Origin of the sequence: Mesorhizobium sp. WSM4306 (assembly GCF_007003975.1) — a bacterium.
GTDB lineage: Bacteria > Pseudomonadota > Alphaproteobacteria > Rhizobiales > Rhizobiaceae > Mesorhizobium.
In genome coordinates this window covers 18,441-33,219 of sequence record NZ_VFTC01000022.1, presented here as the reverse complement: position 1 = coordinate 33,219, position 14,779 = coordinate 18,441, and the positions used below count along the sequence as shown (strand labels likewise).

Genomic DNA, 14,779 nt, shown 5'->3' with positions numbered 1-14,779 from the left:
AATCACTGTCGCCGGCAGCCTTGGCCGCCGGCACGCCCCGCCCGATCGCAGCCTTTCGGATGTTATCGAGGGGGCTTCCAATAAATGCCGAAAGCGGCAAGCTGCTCTTCCGACTGTTTTACTCGTTCCGCGGCATCCGTCTGGGACCGCACTGCCGTCAGCGCCGCCAGAAGCTCGACGGCGGCGAACGCCGGCGCCATGCTTGGGAAGAACGACTGCGAATTCGACGTGACGATGATTGTCTCCCGCGCGATCCGCGTCAGCGGTGACACGCTGCTGTCGGTGATTGCCACCACGGCGACACCCTGTCTGGCCGACTGGCGCGCCACGTCGATCGTCGTGCGCTCATAAGGCGACATGCCCACGGCCAGCAGGACGTCGCCACGTCCGGCGTGCTGGAGGGCATCCAGGCCCTGTCCGGCCATCTCGCCGACAAGCGTCACCTTGCGGTCACCGCCAGCCAGAAACGACATGAGGTGAACGAAGTGGCTCGCGACCGGATAGGCGGAGCGCGAGCCGAGACCGAACAGATCGCGCGACCTTGCAAGCAGGTCGGCCGCGGCAATGATCTGCATGGCATTGCTGTATTCACCAAGACTTGAAATCTGGGCCGCGAGCGTGTCGGCAACGACGCCAGCGGTCGAATATCCCGGATCTCCCCGCTGTTCGATACCTTGCCGCGCCGGCTCCCCGGCAATCGTCTCACGCAACGCACGCGCATAAAGGCTGCGCATATCCTCGTAGCCTTCCAGCCCGAGCCATCGCGCCAGCCGCATCATCGTGCTGTGCGAAACACCGGCCTGGTGCGCCTGCTCGCGCATCGACATCAGCGCGACATCCTTGGGATGGTCCAGCACGAAACGCGCGGCGACCCGCAACTGCGGCGGCATAGTCTCAAACCGTTCGACCAACAGCTCGGCCAAAGGACCTTTTTCCATCCTGAAATACCCCATTCACCCGCCTCGCAGATTACTCCTCGAACGCCGGCAATGCAACACTTGGAACTTGAGTGGCTCATATATTCCAAATGGACTTTCAATTTCGATCATGCTGCCTTAGACTGGCTTCGCAACCTGCCGGATCGCAGCGGTGTGAGTCTGGAGTTTGTAACTTGAATAGTCCTCAAGGAGACAATGATGGCTGTTACCCCTCCCATTACCTCCGGCTCTACAGGATCGCCGGAACAGAACCTGGACAAGATGATCAAGCAACAGGAGCGCATGTTTGGGCTGGAGATCACGAAAGAGATCGCGAAATCCCAACATGACATGCTTATGAGCACCGCGAAGACGCTCGGCGAGTCGGCCGAAAAGGCCTGAGCCAGCGGATTCTCGCACCCATACGCCGCCGCAAGCAACCGGCGGCGTATTTGCACGGCAGAACCTTACAACGCCGTCGTCTGGCTGCATTTTGAATCGTCATCGGCGAGAGAAGTGGCATGACCGCTAGCCCTATCGGCAGATATCTGGATGCGGCGCCGGCGCGCCGGTTCCGATCGCTTGTCGCCCCCTCCCCGGCAACCGGACATTCCATCGCGCTCAGCGTAACCCACGGATTTCACGCCGGCGCCGAAATCGGTCTGGTCGAGCCGGTCTATACGATCGGCTCCAGCACGGAATCGGATATTGTCCTCAGGGATGCCGGCATCGCGCCGATCCATGCAAGACTGCGGCGCCAAGGCAACCAGTTTGAAATCGAAGCTGTCGGCGGTGATGTCACGCTTGCCACAGGCGAGACCATCCACGAGGGACATGGCAGCCGCTGCAGGCTGCCAATCACCATAAGTATCGGTGACGCCCGTATCCAGATGGTCAACCCGGAACGCCCCTCCAGCCGGTGGGCGGTTTCCAATCGCCCTCTCCTGGTTGCGGGCAGCGTTCTCCTTGCCGTGTTCGCTGTTTCCGTCGCTGCGAACGGGTTATCTTTCGCCAGGCCCGACATTGGCGAGAAGCTGTCGTCCCAGGACGGCGAGCCGGTCAGAATGGCCTTCGCAGGCGAGGCAAGGCAACAAACCCTGGACGATTCATCGCCGCTTGAAATGCAGGGCGCCGCCGACGCTGAAAGCCAGCTCAAGCAGCATCTCGAGCACTCAGGCATAAGCACATTGACCGTTCAGCGATCATCGGGACGCCTCGTGGTCTCGGGGATGATCCCGAATGACAAGAGTGGCGTCTGGACGGAAACGCAATCCTGGTTCGACCAGGCGTTCGGCGCGCACATCGCCCTCGTCTCCAACGTCATGACCGGCAACGCGGAGCTGGCTCCGCGCCTGACGCTGCAGGCAATCTGGTACGGCGAGCGGCCTTACGTCATCGCGGCCGACGGTGCACGCTACCACGAAGGTGCCTTCACGAATGACGGCTGGACCATAAAGCATATCGGCGAGACGGAACTTGTCCTGACCAAGGGCGGCGCCACGGTCGCGCTGAAATATCCGTGAGCCGCCGGCTTGAAGGGCCGCGGTTCGACACGGCAAGGGTCGACGGCCGCGAGGTCCGACAGGCCGAAGGCGTACGCGGTCAATCGATCAACCGGCGACGGATGAATGGCGCCGACAAGGCCGCAAACCGTGCTCAGGGGACGAAGTCCGCCACTGGTACGGAAAAGCCAGACACCGCGGAATTCCAGCCCTCTGCGGGTGCGGCCGGGGAATCGCTCGACGAGATCCTCAGCAATTTCGTCATGCCCGGCGTTCCCGAGCCAGCCATCCTGCGTCGCTCCGTGCCAATTCTCCAGCATTTCATAACGAACCTGGTCCCTGACCTTGAGGGTGGCGAGCAACTCAAGACTCTCGCCAGAACGCTGATGGAGGATGAGATAGAGCGCCATCGCGATCTGCTTGGTCGCATGCAGGAAGGGATCGAAATCTGACCGACCCGCATGACACGGTGCATCTGCTGCACGTCCTGGGCTATCTCTACGGGTGTCACGGGCAGGCAAAGCGGGGCGCGGCGTACCTGCTTATCGCCACACAGCTCTCGCCGGGAAACGCCGGCGTCCTCAGGACATTGGCTCATCTGCTCATACTCGATGGCGAGGCGGAAAAGGCGCTTGCCACGATTGCCAGGCTGGAGACGTTGGAAGGCATGGATCACCCGGCGCTTGCATTGCTGAAGAGCCGCGCCTTGCTCGTGGCCGGGCGCAAGACCGAGGCGCGCAGTGCCTTGCTGAGCTTCCTGTCGCAACGAGGTGTTGAATGACCATATCGGAGCGACTTCTGCAATTCCTGGCCAGGCTGTCTCGCCGCAGCGATCTGGTCATTGCCCTCCTGTTGCTCGTCGCCGTGGTGATGATGCTCATTCCATTGCCGACATTCCTCGTCGACATTCTCATCACCGCGAATATCGCCATCAGCGTGCTGATCCTGCTGGCTTCGTTTTACGTTTCTCATCCGCTCCAGTTCTCGTCGCTGCCGTCGGTCATCCTCATCGCCACCTTGTTCCGGCTGGCCATCACGATCACGACCACGCGACTGATCCTGCTCCAGGCCGACGCGGGCGACATCATTACCGCCTTTGGCACCTTTGTCGTCGGCGGCAGTATTGCGGTGGGCCTGGTCATCTTCCTGATCATCACCGTCGCTCAGTTCATCGTGGTTGCGCGGGGTGCCGAACGCGTCGCCGAGGTCGCCGCGCGCTTCACGCTCGATGCGCTGCCGGGCAAGCAGATGAGTATCGATGCCGAGCTGCGCAACGGCGACATCGATCATGCGGAGGCACGCCACCTGCGCCAGCAGCTGGAGCGCGAAAGCCAGTTGTTCGGCGCGATGGACGGCGCCATGAAGTTCGTCAAGGGCGACGTCATCGCCGGAATCGTGATCATTCTGGTCAACCTTGTCGGTGGTTTCGCCGTCGGAACGCTGCAGCACGATATGTCCCTGGGGGACGCGGCTGCCACCTACTCGCTGCTCACCGTGGGTGACGGGCTGGTGGCGCAGATACCGGCACTGCTCGTCGCCGTGGCTGCCGGTACGATGGTGACGCGCGTCGGCAGCGCCGACGGAACGGGAGACCTTGGACAGCAGATAACCAGTCAGCTGCTGCGGGACGCCCGAGCGCTGGCGCTTGCTGCGGTGATCATGGTCGGCCTTGCCATGGTGCCGGGCTTCCCCGCCATCGTGTTCCTCATCCTTGGCGCCTGCTTCGGAGCGGGCGCCTACGCAATCAATCGCCGCACGGCCCAGGAATCCGAACCCAAGGACATCGGCCAGATCGCGACGCCCGAACCAGGGAATTCCACCTCGCTTTCAGCAATCCCCACCGGAACACTGCCTCCTTCCTATCGCGTCGTCGTACGCTTCGGAACCGAGCTCGGACGCTCGATCCCCGAGCCCGAATTCGCCGCGCTCGCCGACGGCGTGCGACGTGAACTCTTCGGCGATCTCGGTGTCGACGTTCCCGCAATCGGCATGCAGGTCGACGAGATGCTTTCACCGCGCGGCATCCGCGTCGATCTGGAGGGTGCACCGATCCTGGATGCCGAAATCCCGGCCGACCGCGTTCTTGTCGAAGCGGACGCAACGCATCTCGATCTGCTCGAAGTGACTTACGAAAAAGGTCCTTCGGTTGCCGGTCAGCGCAAATTCGTGTGGGTCGATGACAGCCACATATCGATCCTGATGGACGCTGGCTTCGTCTTCTCCGCACCGGCCGAAACAGCGGCCAGATGGACCGGAAATGCCCTTCGGCTCTATGCCGGCCATTTCGTCGGGATTCAGGAGACGCGCCGGCTTCTGTCGGACATGGAGCCGGATTACGCGGACCTCGTCAAACAGGCACAGGAGATCGTGCCGCTGCAAAAGATCGCGGAAGTGCTTCGCCGGCTCGTCGGCGAAAACGTGCCGATCCGCAATCTGCGCCTGATTCTCGAAGCCCTGATCGAATGGGGCCAGCGCGAACAGGACGTCGTGCTGCTGACGGAATATGTCCGCACATCCCTGAAACGCCAGATCAGCTTCCGCTCAGCCGGCCGCAACAACATCATCGCCGCCTATGTCCTGCAGCGATCGGCCGAGGATATCCTGCGAAACGCGGTGCAAAGCACTTCGACCGGGACATTCCTGAATCTTTCGGACGATGACGCGCAGGCCTTGGTCACCGAAATCGAGCGAGCGCTGGCACAGAACGCCACCGATGTCTCGCCAGTGGTCCTCGCCGCGATGGACGTGCGGCGCCATATGCGCAGCCTGCTCATTCACAATGCCATCGAGCTTCCGGTTCTGTCCTTCCAGGAACTCGCGCAAGAATTCAACGTCCAGCCGCTGGCCACGATCGCAGGCCGCTCGGGCAAAGCCGGCGCGCGCAATGTCTCCCAGTCGCTGCCATCGGCTCAGCCGAAGGCCGGGCAAGAGGCAACCTCATGACGCCAGCCGGACGGACGGGGACTTTTGGGGATTCAGGGCAGGAACGGCATGACAATCAACGATACCGCAGCAGGCATTCGACCAGCCGCTGTCGCCAGGTGGACTGATTTGCGCCGGCTCGCTATCGCGACGGTTAGTGGAACCACGACAGTGCGATAAGATTGCAAGATGGCCGAAGAAGCTGAGGAAAAGAAGTTACCGGCGTCCGACAAGAAGCTTCGGGACGCCCGCCGCAAAGGCCAGGTTTCGCAGAGCCGCGACCTGGTCTCCGGCTTCACCCTTTTCGCGGCGCTCGCGTATCTCTACTTTTCCTGGCCGATGCTCTTCAGGCGCCTTTCGGAACTCGTGCAGACCGTGACGATGCCCGGCGGCTCGTTCGGGGAGGTCAGCCTGCGGGCCATCCGCCATTCGTTCTCGTTGCTGATGCTTGCCACATTGCCGCTGGTCGGGATCGTCGTCGTTTTCACCGTGGCTTTCGGCATGCTGGGGACGTTCGGGCCGGTCTTCTCGTTTGAGCAGCTCAAGCCGCAGTTCGATCACATAAACCCGGCGAAGGGCCTTCAGAAAATCCTGTCGCTCCGCAACGTCATCGAGTTCACAAAGGGCCTAATCAAGGTAGTGTTGCTGGCAAGCCTGTTCGTATTCATCTTGACCGCGTGGCTGCAGCCGCTCTTCGATGCACCAGGCTGCGGTCAGTCGTGCCTGGAGCCCATCATCAAGGCGGTGCTGACCCCCCTTGGAGTTGCCGCAGCCCTGGCCTTTGTCGTTATCGGCCTGATCGACGTTCCCATTCAGCGCTGGCTGTTCCTTCGCGATATGCGCATGACGACAACCGAATACAAGCGCGAACACAAGGATCTCGAAGGCGATCCCTTGATCCGCCACGAACAGCAGCGGCAGCGGCGCGAAGCAGTGATGCAACCCGCGAAACTGGGTGTGAAGAATGCGGTCATCGTCTTCGTGTCCGGCGACCGCGCCGTGGCGTTGCGCTACGTCAAGGGTGAAACGCCGGTGCCGACGGTCGTCGGCAAGGGCCAAGGCCGCGCAGCCGACGAGATAGTTGCTCAGGCGCGCCAGGCACGTATCGCGATAGTCGAGGATGCGGCCGTCGCCGAGCCACTCTTCGAGAATGCGAGCACCGGATCCTATATCGGCCAGCAGATGTTCTCGCCGGTCGTTCGCCATCTCGTCCGGCACGGACTCACTTGAGGCAAAAAAACCGCGGTCGTTCTTAGCAGGTATCGTTCCCGCGAGCGATCAATCGGGGAACACGATGGGCGATCCAATCGCGATGCGCGCACACATCGACTACGTTTGGGGCCGCTGGCGTTCGGCCACGCTCGCCGAATTGGTCAGGACGTGGCCGGCACGCAGTGCGCCAGGTGCGGACGAACTTTCGAGGGGCTGGTGGCAACCGACACTTGCCGAACTGAGTGTTGCTCGTCGAAACGCCCGGAGCATCGACGCAGAAGACAACGTCGCGCCCTCAAGACGGGTGGCTGACATGCCTAGCTGTTTGACCCTAATCATCCAGACCGCATCACACCCGGCTCTTCGCTGGGCGGATTATTGCTGCGAGATCGCCGCTCGGAACCATCACGCACTACCTAGGAAAAATTGACGGTGGCAACCAGATAGCCTGCCTCATCGTAAAGCTTGATAATCGAGCCCGAGTGATCAGCACCGGCCGAGGATTCAGCCGACAGGGCGGTATGGGCCATTTCGGTTGCTCGGGGGCTGGCCGGATCGGCCGCGGACGCGCTCGCGGCAGCGCGCGATCTCGCGGAAATCAAGCGATTATAGCCATAGGCAGCAAGTACCACCGCCCGGACCGCCCAGCGAGCTCATGCATTTTATGAGGCTACTCAGGTAGTCCGGCTGCCCGTAGTGCGCTGCCAAGAACCTGCGCGAGCGCGGGCGCGCAATTCACGCCTGCAAACTGGCGGCTGTAGCGAAAGCCAGGCTGAAGCTCGATCACGCGGCCGCCGGCCGCCCTCGCTTCGTCCAATCGGCCAAGCTTGGCCAGCGCGGCGGCCAATTGCACATAGGTGATACTGTGCGCCGGATTGGCTTGGACGGACTTGTAGGCAGCACGGCAAGCCTCTTCGTAACGGCCGCGCAGCAAATGGCTCATCGCCTGCGCGTCAAATGCGGCCCAGGCCCATGAATCGAACGGGCTCAGCCGCATGCCCTGCTCGCTCCACTCTATCGCGCGTTCCGCTTCACCGCTCCATCCGAGCATGACGCTGCCGAGGATGTAGGTCAGCGCCGATGACGGGCTGATGGCAAGCGCGGCTTCCAATGCCGCGAACGCACCGGCGCGATCATGCGCATCCATTCCGATGGAAAAGCCCGCCCATGTGAGGGCGAGCGCATCATCCTGCCCGTGGACGATGGCCGACCGCGCGTGGCGGATCGAAGACACACGGTTGATCTCCTGCAGGCCGGCGCGAAGGAAGAGGCAATGATAGCACATCGCGGCATTGCCATGCGCCAGCGCATAGGCCGGTTCGAGCGCGAGCGCACGCTCGAGAAGCACCAGCGCGCTGGTCACCTGATCCGGCATGCCTGAATCCACGTCAGGCTGGGCCTGAAGCACGAGATCGTAGGCATCGAGACTGTCGGGGCGCTTGCGCCTGACTCGTTCGATTTCGGCTTTCCGCATGCTTGGCGCAATCGCTCCTACTGCTGCCAGCGCGATCTCGTCTTGAAGTGCAAAGATGTCTTCGGAGCTGCGATCGTAACGCTCGGCCCAGACATGTGCGCCGGTCGACGCATCGATCATCTGCGCGGTGACCCGCACGCTGCCGCCGGCTTTGCGAACGCTGCCTTCGAGCACATAGCGAACGCCAAGCTCGCGGCCGACCTGCTTCACGTCGACGGCGCGACCCTTGTACCTGAAGGTCGAATTTCGCGCGATGACGAACAGCCACTTGATACGTGCCAGGCCGGTAATGATGTCGTCCACCATCCCATCAGCAAAGTACTGCTGCTGCGGATAGCCGCTCAAATTCGAGAATGGCAGGACCGCGACGGAGGGCTTGTCAGGTAAGCTCGGCGCCGACGCAGCGCGGGCGACGGCCGAGGCTTCTGGAACGGCGATGACGGCCGGTCCGACATAGCGATAGCCGCGGCGCGGCAATGTTTCGACCCAGTCCGCGACATTCGCCGTGTCGGCCAGCGTCCGGCGCAAGGCTGCGATCTGGACCGTCAGATTGTTATCGGCAACCGCCGAGCCACCCCAGCCGGCGTCGATCAGCGCGTCCTTCGACACGGGTTTTCCCGCGTTCCGGACCAGCAGCCGAAGCAACGCGACGGCGCGCTGCCCAAGCATGGTCGGCTCATCTCCGCAAAAGAGAAGGCCCACCTCCGGGTCGAGGCGGAACGGGCCGAACTGGTAGATTTCGTTCCTGACTGTCATTGGAGTCTTTTAGCAAATTTTTGGCAACGGATTCACGACTTTCCGGCGTGAGCGGCCGATGTTGCGTGAACGCTTGCCAGAAACAAGCGCCCGTTAGGGGAGGATCATATGAGCGCTGATGCCATCATCCGCATGCCCGACGAAAAGAAAGGCGTCATGTTGCGTGGCCACCCCATGGCTTTCCTCGTCACCGATGAAAATACCAGGCATACGAGCATGTTCGACTGGACGATCCCGCCGGAGTTCGCCACCGGACGGCATGTTCACCGGGTGCAGGAGGAAACTTTCTATCTGCTGGAGGGCGAGTGCGAGTGGCATGTCGGGGACAGGACGATCCGTGCAACGCCGGGAACTTTCCTGTTCATACCACCGGGAGTGCCGCACAACATCACCAATGTTAGCAAGAAACCTGCACGCGTGCTGATGACCGTCTCTCCGCCCGGCCACGAGCATTATTTCGAAGAACTAGCCAAGCTCGCGGCGCAGGGTGCGCCGGATCCAAAAGCGCTCGCCGATCTGCGAAACCGCTACGACACCGACCAACTGTCGACGTTGACGACGCGCGCATAGATGCCGTCCTCGGCCTTCTGGGCGTCCTCGAACCATTCCGACAGCGCGGCGATCGTGCTGTCCAGTTCCACCCAGCGCCGGATGACCTTCTCGGCGCCGACTTCGGTCAGCGCATTGGCAAGGCTCGAACTCTGCCCGTTGACGCCGGCAACGTCCTTTCAGGCTGGCTGCATCTCGAGGAACGCGTCTCGTTGCAGCAGGGCGATGCTTTGCAACTGCTCTTCGCAAATGGATCGTTCACCGCCGCTTACATGTTGCACGTTGGAATGAACATTGCCGACAAGAGCGCACTGTTTTCGGAGGTTGCGCGGGTGCTTCGCGCGGGTGCGTGTTTCGGTGTCTTCGACGTCATGCGCACCGGTGCGGGCGAGCTATCTTATCTGCTGCCATGGGCGAGTACGGCCTGACACCGGACGCCTATCGCACCAAATGGAACTTGCCGCACGCCTACCCTATGACAGCTCCGAATTACGCCGCTCAGCGCTCGCAACTGGCGAAGTCCATCGGGCTTGGCCGCAAGGCTGAACCCGTCGCGCCAGCCAAGAAGGCACCTGCCAAGCGAAAAGCCAAAGCGTAGTCCGCCACCACCTGACGCAACGTAAAGACTCAGCTATGTATGGAGAGCGGCGGGCCTGAAAAGGACCGTCTGGCCGGTGCCATTCGGGCAACCTCCCAGCGAGGGCGCCGGCTTTTCCTATGCACTCGGTTCGCGATGCGCGATTGCGTGCATTGGCGACTAAGACCGAAGTCATTGGCGACTAAGGCCGAAGTTCAGCGCTGCGTGGCCACTGCGCCTACAGGCGTTCTGGTCCCGACGGTAAGCGCAGCAGCTAGCGTGCGCCCTTCACCAGGAAGGCAACAGCCAGTCATCGGCGGGGAATATGGCCCTCGAAAGCGATCTGGCCCTCAACATCTCTCGGTGCTTCCATCGAGAACAAACTGCGCCGTCTTCCTTGGATGATCTCCTTTTCGAACAGAGTCGGGAGGCAATGAGTGCATTCGCTCCGTTCTTCCAGGCATCGCCTGCTTGCTGCCTTTTTTGACGCGACCGCTCTCAACGCGCTGCCGCTATTCACACGGTTTGGGTTCACGCAAGGGTGATGCCTGTCGATGAAACCTCACCCGACTATGCGCGTTGTGGGAGTTCATCCAGTTCGAGGCGACCCACTCGATGTTTGATGCCTGGTTTTCCAAGCCGATATCTGTTGCCACCGGCATAAGCGGCGACATCCGAAACCTTGTCAACGCTCGACAAGCTCTTGACCTACTCAACGATCATTGGCGCAACGGAGGAAGCGACAAGCACCGATCGGCGAAACGTGCATGCCAGCAGGCCTTGAATGGCAGTGTTCCGGCTGACGTGGCCAGAGACGCGTTTGTCGACGCGGCGCGTGAAGCACACATTCTGGTCGAGTGATTTGCGTTTCGGCCATAGGATTTGGTTAGGGTCGCCGATCAATTTTGGTCCGTCCAAACGGGCCATCACGCTAGCGAGGTCGCCATGAATGTAACAACCCGATTGCACGAACTCGGCCAAAGCCTCTGGTTGGACAACATCACCCGCGACTTGCTGAGCAGCGGCACCCTTGAACGCTATTGCACCGAATTTTCGGTGACGGGATTGACGTCGAATCCCACGATTTTCGATGAGGCGATTAAGAACAGCACAGCTTACGACAAGGCCCTTCATCGAAACGCCAGAGAAGGGAAAGCGGGCGCTATTCCGGCAGCCCCGCCTTTCGCAAACCTTCTGCAAGCAGAGCCATATCGGCCGGACGGCTAGTTGGCATGACATCGGCGAGATTGGAAATTCGTTGGCCGGGATCGAGGGCGAGCATTCGGCTCACCACCTTTTGCGCATCCTCGGTTCGGCCAACGTAGGCATAGCTTGCAGCCGCATAGCGCAACGACCCCAAATAGTCCGGCTTCTCACGCAACGACCTTTCAGCCCAAGATGATGCCTCTTCAAATCGACCAGCGAAGAGATGGGCCACTGCAACCGCATTCTGCATATCGAACATGAGCGGGTCGACTGGGCTCATGCGTATCGCAGTCGCCAGGTGCCGGAGGGAGGTTTCCGTATCGCCGAGGTCGGCTCTGACCCAGCCGCTGAATAGCCACGCGGTAGCCAGGTTCGGATTGAGCGCAAGCGCGCGATCAATGAACGCTGCCCCGCTATTGTTGTCGCCCACGACGAAGGCGAGCGCGTTCCCGCCGCGAGAAAGCGCGATCGCGTCGTCCCTGCCCAAATCCACTGCCTTCAGAGCCAGGCGTTCCGTCTCGGCGGTTTCTTGCTTGCGATCCGTCATCCAACCGTTCGCCTTGCGCATGACGGCACACCAGGCGGCCATGCCGTATGCCGAGGCAAATTCAGGGTCGAGTTCGATCGCTTTGTAAAAAAACTGGAGGGCGTTTGCGTTGGATTCCCTGGTCAACTGGTGGAGGCTTGCTACCCCGCGCAGATAGTAGTCGTAAGCGTCAAGGTGCTCGGTCGGCTTGCGCTTGGCCCGCTCGATCTCTGCCTGTTCCAGCTTCGGAGCGATCGCTCCGACGACGCTCCGGGTCACCTCCTCCTGCAGCTCAAAAACGTCCTCCAGCCCGCCGTCGAAACGGTCGGCCCATAGATGTGCACCCGTTGACGCATCGATAAGCTGCCCGGTGATGCGCACCCTGCTCCCCGCCTTGCGCACACTCCCTTCAAGCACGTAGCGCACACCAAGCTCGCGTCCGACCTGCTTAATGTCCACTGCCCGGCCCTTGTAGGTAAAGCTCGAGTTGCGCGCGATGACGAACAGCCAGCGCGTCCGGGACAGCGCGGTGATGATCTCCTCCACCATGCCATCAGCGAAATAGCCCTGCTCGGGATCGCCACTTAAGTTGTCGAATGGCAAGACCGCGATGGACGGTTTTTCGGGAAGCGTCAGCGTATCCCTTGTCGAGAATGCCGAAGTGGGTTTTGCTCGAGTGACCAGATAGGCGCGCACCGGCTCCACGATGTTGTGGACCTGATGGCTACCGAGGTCGGTGTAGGCATAGTCTAGTTTGCCTTTGACCTGCTCGTAGACGTTGCTCGCGACGCAGACGCCGCCAGGTTCTGCAAGCTTCTCGAGCCGCGCGGCGATATTCACGCCATCACCGTAGATCGTTTCGTCCTCTGCAATCACGTCGCCCAAATTCACGCCTATGCGGAAAGTCATGCGCTTGTCTTCGGGCAAACTTGCATTGTGAGCGGCCAATCCCTCTTGGGCTTCGACCGCACACTGCACCGCGAGGACTGCGCTGGCGAATTCGACAAGGAGGCTGTCGCCAGCGGAACCGACGATGCGTCCGCGCGACTCGGTGATCTTGGGCGCGATCACTTCGGCGCGAAGCCTCTTCAGCCGTGCAAGCGTGCCAACCTCGTCTGCTCCCATGAGGCGGCTGTAGCCGACGACGTCGGCAGCAAGAATTGCGGTGAGGCGTCGCTCCATGCTTGTGTCCTGCCTCTTCCGTAGGTCGAAGCTCCGGGCGGTGAGCGTATTCTAGTCCTATCTCGAATGCGAGCGTGCAGTGCCGGCGCCAGCAGCGATCAACTCACCACGTCCCTTAGGCCTTCCTCACACGGCGTCGTTTATGGTCCGATCGCGGGTGCTGCCGAAGGGCTACTTTGGGGTCAAAGCTGCCGCCACCCGAAAATAGCAAACCACAGCCCCTGGTTCGGGCCTGCTAGGACCAGCCTATTTGTACGCCGCAGTACGCCATAGCCCTCTGTGGGGCCGAACGGGATTTACTTCCGAAGCAACGACCTATCTGATCGGGTAAACGGTCAGGAAAGAGCACAGGAACGGTCGAAAGAGCAAGAGGGCTGCCGAACGTCGCTACTGACGCCAACCCCTCACTCCCACTCGATTGTTCAAACAGCATATAACCTATTGATATTACTGTCAAATATTGTTCATAGCCGCGAAAAGTCCGACACCAGAACCGTCAAAAAATTACGCTTTTGATTTTAAAGGGAAATTCGCCACAAAAAATATTTTGAGGTTTCACCAACTATCGAGAACAATCGGACGATTTTTGCAGCTTGTGGCGTTCGACAGCGCGACTTAGTGCGTCTCGAAAAGTACCGTCACTAGGTGCATATTTTCGTTGGAAAATCGATGGTTATGGGAGGCCCGGAGGACGTGCCAGGAAACTTGATTTCATTGGCTTTTTCGTGGGCCTGAAACAGAAATCTTCCCCTATTGTTCCGTACGGCCTCGCCGCAATGGACTTGTGCGAATGCAAGCAAAGGCTGGCGCGACGTTCACGCCGATCGGATTGAACGACGAAGGTGCGCCGCTACCGCGCGATGAGCGCCCATCCTGCCTGGCAAACCGTTTGATGTCAGCGCCTCTTCCAAGCCTAGTGTTTGTCGGGCAACAGCACCCTGAGCGACACCCAACTCTTCCGAGGCAACCCGGAAATTGAGCTGGCGCGCTTCTCTCTCAAATATGAGTAGTGAGTTTAGCGCAGCACCAAACCACGACAAGCTTGTGAAAAATCCGATACTCGGGCACAATTTGTGAACGGAAGTGGACAGCTATCTCAAGTCCGGCCCTGTCGCGTCTCGTGACAGTTCGCGTCGGAGGAGCGGCGTCGATGGATCAGGGGTTCTTTCTTCTGTTCGCTGCGGCGTCCGTGGTCACGGCCCTGACCTTGGTCCTGGCGCGGAATCCAGTTCACAGCGCATTGGCGCTGATGGCGTGTTTCCTGCAGATATCGGCGATCTTCGTCTTGCTCGAGGCGCCGTTGCTCGCGGTCATCCAAATTTTCATCTATGTCGGCGCGATCATGGTCCTGTTCCTATTCGTGATCATGATGATTGATGTGCGCGAAGCGGTGTTGCAGCGGTTCTTGCCGGGCAGCAGCCTGCCTGCTCTGGTGCTGCTCGTCCTGCTTGGGGTCGAGATGCTTGTACTGGTGCTCAGGAGCGACCGCTTTTCGGTCGCGGAGCCCGTCGCAATGCGCACCGTCGGTGAGGTCAGGCAGCTCAGCACGACGCTTTTCGCCGACTATCTCCTGCCGTTTGAAGTCGCCTCCGTCATCCTGCTGGCGGCCCTGGTAGGCGCGATCGTGCTGGCGCGGAAGGAGCCGCAGTGATGGTGCCGCTCTGGTGGTATATCGTGCTCGGAGTGGTCCTGTTCGTGATCGGTGCGGCGGGCGTACTGCTCAGGCGCAATATCCTGGTCGTGCTGATGTCGCTGGAACTGCTGCTCAACTCGGTCAACATCAATTTCATCGCTTTCGGGCACTACTACGACGACTTCCGCGGGCAGATTTTCGCCATCTTCGTCATCGCGATCACTGCGGCGGAGGTTGCCGTCGCCCTCGGCATCTTGGTCGCCCTCGCGAGGAACAAGTCCACCCTCAAGGTCGACGAAGTGACCACGATGAAAGGATAGCGG

The 14,779-nt window shown here is 60.7% G+C and carries 15 protein-coding genes and 3 pseudogenes; 14 read left to right on the top strand and 4 right to left on the bottom strand.

Features of this window, described 5'->3' with window-relative positions:
- Nucleotides 1-62 precede the first annotated feature (62 nt).
- The gene (locus FJV77_RS22895) at nt 63-923 is read right to left on the bottom strand and encodes a MurR/RpiR family transcriptional regulator (protein WP_142868882.1); all 861 of its coding nucleotides are present in this window, start codon (nt 921-923) and stop codon (nt 63-65) included.
- A 213-nt stretch (nt 924-1,136) separates the two neighbouring features.
- Here FJV77_RS22895 and FJV77_RS22890 point away from each other — a divergent pair, with 213 nt between their 5' ends.
- The 7 genes and pseudogenes from FJV77_RS22890 to FJV77_RS33050 form a co-directional block, all read left to right on the top strand.
- Complete coding sequence (locus tag FJV77_RS22890) at nt 1,137-1,319, top strand: hypothetical protein (RefSeq protein WP_142868881.1); 183 nt, start codon at nt 1,137-1,139, stop codon at nt 1,317-1,319.
- A gap of 119 nt (nt 1,320-1,438) precedes the next feature.
- Entirely contained in the window at nt 1,439-2,440 is a 1,002-nt protein-coding gene (locus tag FJV77_RS22885) for an EscD/YscD/HrpQ family type III secretion system periplasmic domain-containing protein (protein WP_142868880.1), read from the top strand.
- Nucleotides 2,437-2,871 (top strand): hypothetical protein, encoded by a 435-nt coding sequence (locus FJV77_RS22880; protein WP_142868879.1) that lies wholly within the window; start codon nt 2,437-2,439, stop codon nt 2,869-2,871. The genes FJV77_RS22885 and FJV77_RS22880 overlap by 4 nt, the downstream gene beginning before the upstream one ends.
- A 17-nt stretch (nt 2,872-2,888) precedes the next feature.
- A complete protein-coding gene (locus FJV77_RS22875; RefSeq protein ID WP_246691349.1) occupies nt 2,889-3,200 on the top strand; it encodes a hypothetical protein in 312 nt (103 codons plus the stop codon).
- Nucleotides 3,197-5,362: a type III secretion system export apparatus subunit SctV gene (gene sctV, locus FJV77_RS22870; protein WP_142868878.1), complete on the top strand. Its 2,166-nt coding sequence runs from the start codon at nt 3,197-3,199 to the stop codon at nt 5,360-5,362. The genes FJV77_RS22875 and sctV overlap by 4 nt, the downstream gene beginning before the upstream one ends.
- Before the next feature lie 168 nt (nt 5,363-5,530).
- Complete coding sequence (locus tag FJV77_RS22865) at nt 5,531-6,571, top strand: EscU/YscU/HrcU family type III secretion system export apparatus switch protein (protein WP_142868877.1); 1,041 nt, start codon at nt 5,531-5,533, stop codon at nt 6,569-6,571.
- A gap of 97 nt (nt 6,572-6,668) precedes the next feature.
- Nucleotides 6,669-6,865 (top strand): annotated as a pseudogene (locus tag FJV77_RS33050) (hypothetical protein); the annotation flags it as partial.
- 358 nt (nt 6,866-7,223) lie between these two features.
- On the opposite strand, the gene FJV77_RS22855 reads toward FJV77_RS33050, so the two are convergent.
- A complete protein-coding gene (locus FJV77_RS22855) occupies nt 7,224-8,783 on the bottom strand; it encodes a winged helix-turn-helix domain-containing tetratricopeptide repeat protein (RefSeq protein WP_142868876.1) in 1,560 nt (519 codons plus the stop codon).
- 108 nt (nt 8,784-8,891) lie between these two features.
- Between FJV77_RS22855 and FJV77_RS22850 the strand changes: the two genes are divergently transcribed.
- A complete protein-coding gene (locus tag FJV77_RS22850) occupies nt 8,892-9,353 on the top strand; it encodes a cupin domain-containing protein (RefSeq protein WP_142868875.1) in 462 nt (153 codons plus the stop codon).
- A 20-nt stretch (nt 9,354-9,373) separates the two neighbouring features.
- On the opposite strand, the pseudogene FJV77_RS33395 reads toward FJV77_RS22850, so the two are convergent.
- A pseudogene (locus FJV77_RS33395) lies at nt 9,374-9,472 on the bottom strand (HAD family hydrolase); the annotation flags it as partial.
- 72 nt (nt 9,473-9,544) lie between these two features.
- On the opposite strand from FJV77_RS33395, the gene FJV77_RS32475 reads away from it, so the two are divergent.
- The 4 genes and pseudogenes from FJV77_RS32475 (at nt 9,545) to FJV77_RS22830 (ending at nt 11,136) form a co-directional block, all read left to right on the top strand.
- The gene (locus FJV77_RS32475; protein WP_185970403.1) at nt 9,545-9,760 is read left to right on the top strand and encodes a methyltransferase domain-containing protein; all 216 of its coding nucleotides are present in this window, start codon (nt 9,545-9,547) and stop codon (nt 9,758-9,760) included.
- A pseudogene (locus FJV77_RS22840) lies at nt 9,742-9,930 on the top strand (MucR family transcriptional regulator); the annotation flags it as partial. The gene FJV77_RS32475 and the pseudogene FJV77_RS22840, both read left to right, overlap by 19 nt.
- 594 nt (nt 9,931-10,524) lie before the next feature.
- On the top strand, nt 10,525-10,770 hold the full coding sequence (locus tag FJV77_RS22835; RefSeq protein WP_142868874.1) for a DUF982 domain-containing protein: 246 nt from the start codon (nt 10,525-10,527) through the stop codon (nt 10,768-10,770).
- An 84-nt stretch (nt 10,771-10,854) separates the two neighbouring features.
- Nucleotides 10,855-11,136, top strand: coding sequence for a transaldolase family protein (locus FJV77_RS22830; protein ID WP_246691348.1), 282 nt, complete (start codon nt 10,855-10,857; stop codon nt 11,134-11,136).
- On the opposite strand, the gene FJV77_RS22825 is transcribed toward FJV77_RS22830, so the two are convergent.
- Complete coding sequence (locus tag FJV77_RS22825) at nt 11,072-12,823, bottom strand: adenylate/guanylate cyclase domain-containing protein (protein WP_142868873.1); 1,752 nt, start codon at nt 12,821-12,823, stop codon at nt 11,072-11,074. The genes FJV77_RS22830 and FJV77_RS22825 overlap by 65 nt on opposite strands.
- A 1,150-nt stretch (nt 12,824-13,973) precedes the next feature.
- On the opposite strand from FJV77_RS22825, the gene FJV77_RS22820 reads away from it, so the two are divergent.
- Together FJV77_RS22820 and nuoK are read left to right on the top strand one after the other, a co-directional pair.
- Nucleotides 13,974-14,474 carry an NADH-quinone oxidoreductase subunit J gene (locus tag FJV77_RS22820; protein WP_142868872.1) on the top strand — a complete coding sequence of 167 codons (501 nt, stop codon included), beginning with the start codon at nt 13,974-13,976 and terminating at the stop codon, nt 14,472-14,474.
- Nucleotides 14,474-14,776 (top strand): NADH-quinone oxidoreductase subunit NuoK, encoded by a 303-nt coding sequence (nuoK, locus tag FJV77_RS22815; RefSeq protein ID WP_142868871.1) that lies wholly within the window; start codon nt 14,474-14,476, stop codon nt 14,774-14,776. The genes FJV77_RS22820 and nuoK overlap by 1 nt, the downstream gene beginning before the upstream one ends.
- The last annotated feature ends 3 nt before the right edge of the window (nt 14,777-14,779 follow it).